This is a genomic window from Streptomyces sp. FH025, from assembly GCF_017427025.1.
Taxonomy (GTDB): domain Bacteria; phylum Actinomycetota; class Actinomycetes; order Streptomycetales; family Streptomycetaceae; genus Kitasatospora.
The window spans coordinates 1-2,215 of the sequence record NZ_JAFLNG010000971.1 but is presented as its reverse complement, the minus strand read 5'-3'; the positions used below and the strand labels follow the sequence as shown (position 1 = coordinate 2,215).

The following is a 2,215-nucleotide window of genomic DNA, read 5'->3' as shown; positions in this document are numbered from 1 at the left end:
GAGGTCGAGCAGCCACTCGGCGCCGAAGGCCGCGTCGGTCCACTCCCGGCCCCAGGCCGTGGTCTGGTCCAGGTACGTGCGGTACTGCGCGACGCGGCTGTCGAGGAGGCCGCGGGTGACGGTGCCGACGGCGGCCGCACCCTCGGGCGTGCCGGCGAGGTCCGACTCGCGGAAGCCCCAGCCCTCCTCGGAGGAGACCTGCCACCAGCGCTCCCGGCCGTCGGCGCTCTGGGCGCTCGCCTCGGTCACGAAGCCGTGCTCGGCGAGCTTGCGCAGGTGGTAGCTGACCAGGGACGGCGCCTGGTCGACCTGTTCGGCGAGCTGGGAGGCGGTCGCGGTGCCCGCGGCGTACAGCAGCCGGTAGAGCTGCATCCGCAGCGGGTTGGTGAACGCCTTCAGGCGGGAGAGGTCGGTGATCCGCTCGGGTTCGGGCTTCGGAGGCATGGTCCAACGGTAGATCCGAAAGAAAAATTGCGCAATAAAACTTTCAGATCTCGTCTCCCGGGCTCCTGCCCCGTTGTGACCGGACATGTTTGTTGGCCAAGGGACTCGCTACTTGGCCACGCCAACCTTCTGACCACAGTCAGTAGTTGTGCCTTGGTGTGCTGGCCGTCGTGTTGGCAGGTGGACTGTCGTGCAACTACTCCCTCCTGAGCGACCTGCGGCCGGACGGTCTCCACGCTTGGTGTCGGACCTGGCTGGCATGCTCTGGCGTCATGGATGCTCAGGGGTTCTGGAAGTTGATCGAGGATGCTCGTCGCAGGGTCCCCGATCCGGTAGATGGGGATGCAGTGACTGCCGAGGCCGCGACCCTGCTTTCCGTCCAGCCGTGCGGCGAGATCATTGCTGCCGATCACGTCCTGCGGGAGCTGTTGGCCCAGTCCTACCGGAACCCGCTGTGGGCCGCCGCCTACCTCATCAACGGCGGGTGTTCCGATGACGCGTTCGACTACTTCCGCGGCTGGCTGATCATGCAGGGCCAAGGTGTGTTCGAGCGTGTCTTGACCGATCCGGACTCGCTGGCAGATCTGCCAGTGATTCGTGCTGCCGCCCCCGACGGGGTGATCGACTGCGAAGCGGCGTTGACCATTTCTTGGAATGCCCACCTCAGGGCGACTGGCGAACAACTTCCCGACGATGCCTTCACGACAGAGTGTCCTGACCTGGACTCCGATTGGGGCTTCGACTTCGGTGATCAAGTCGAGATGAGGCGCCGTTTGCCTCGATTGGCGGCGCTCTACCTGAGCTGATGTGACCTCGTGTTGGCCGCTGCCGAGGAGTGAGAGAAGGTCGCGCGGATCCTGCGGCATCGGGCGGTGAGCGCTCTGGCGACCTGTCACTCGAGCGAGTGAATGTCGCCTCGCCGGGTGTCTCATTCAGGAATTCCCCTTCGGGCGGACATGCTCGGGTGGTGTCGTTGTTCGCGTGAGTAAGCGGACCAGTCCCGGGATCTGCTCGGACGTGTGTGATCTCGCCGAGTTGATAGGCGAGTTCGCCGGCGATGAGAGGCATGCCCGCAGGCTGGCGCTGGATGAGAGCTGGACGCGGCGGTGGGCGACGACCTGGCTGCTGGACGGAGGTCAGGTCGTCTGGCCGGTTCGCGATCTGGGGTCGGTGCCGGTGCTGGACTCGAAGCCGGTGCGCGGGTTCACCCGGCGGGCGAGGCAGCGGCACCGGCCGGGGCTGGAGTTCATGGTCTCCACCGGCCGGCAGCACGGGTTCGAGTCGCTGGAGGAGCGGGACCTGCTGCGGGCGCTGGACTTCGTGCGGGTCCGCGAGGTGCTGCCGTAGCCGTTTCGTCTGGACTTCGAGCACACCGGCGGCCGCTCAACACGAACGTCGCCGGTCGCGGCGCGGACCCGGAAGGCGACGCAGTGCTGACGATCGAGCAGATGGAGCATGTGATCGCGACCTGGGTCGTCGCTCACTTTACCGACCGCAGAAGCTCGTGAACCGGCTCTGAACTGCGACGATTCATAGACTACATGTCCACGACGGCCGGTCAACGTTCTTCGGGTGATCACGAGCACTGGTGACGGCGGTAGCTGTCGTAGGTGTGCAGTACGGTCCTGTCATGGCAGCCAAAATCGATCTGACCCTCGATTGCGCAAACGCACAACTCCTCGCCGATTTCTGGAAGGCGGCACTGGGCTATATCGACGAGCCGCCGCCTGCTCCCTTCAAAACCCGCGAGGAGTGGCTCGCGCAGTTCGAC

3 protein-coding genes and 1 pseudogene are annotated in these 2,215 nt (G+C 65.5%); 3 read left to right on the top strand and 1 reads right to left on the bottom strand.

Annotation, left to right across the window (positions count from 1 at the left end):
* On the bottom strand, positions 1-444 hold a 444-nt coding region (locus J0670_RS36285), incomplete at its 3' end, for a transcriptional regulator (protein WP_207816995.1).
* A 272-nt stretch (positions 445-716) separates the two neighbouring features.
* Here J0670_RS36285 and J0670_RS36280 point away from each other — a divergent pair.
* The 3 genes and pseudogenes from J0670_RS36280 to J0670_RS36270 form a co-directional block, all read left to right on the top strand.
* Positions 717-1,250 (top strand): DUF4240 domain-containing protein, encoded by a 534-nt coding sequence (locus J0670_RS36280; protein WP_207816993.1) that lies wholly within the window; start codon positions 717-719, stop codon positions 1,248-1,250.
* A 175-nt stretch (positions 1,251-1,425) separates the two neighbouring features.
* Positions 1,426-1,791, top strand: a complete 366-nt coding sequence (locus tag J0670_RS36275; protein WP_207816991.1) for a hypothetical protein — start codon at positions 1,426-1,428, stop codon at positions 1,789-1,791.
* A 283-nt stretch (positions 1,792-2,074) separates the two neighbouring features.
* Positions 2,075-2,215: pseudogene (locus J0670_RS36270) on the top strand (VOC family protein); the annotation flags it as partial.

Coding starts and splice junctions, on each gene's coding strand:
- J0670_RS36280 (WP_207816993.1), top strand. CDS start 717: ATGGATGCTCAGGGGTTCTGGAAGTTGATCGAGGATGCTCGTCGCAGG.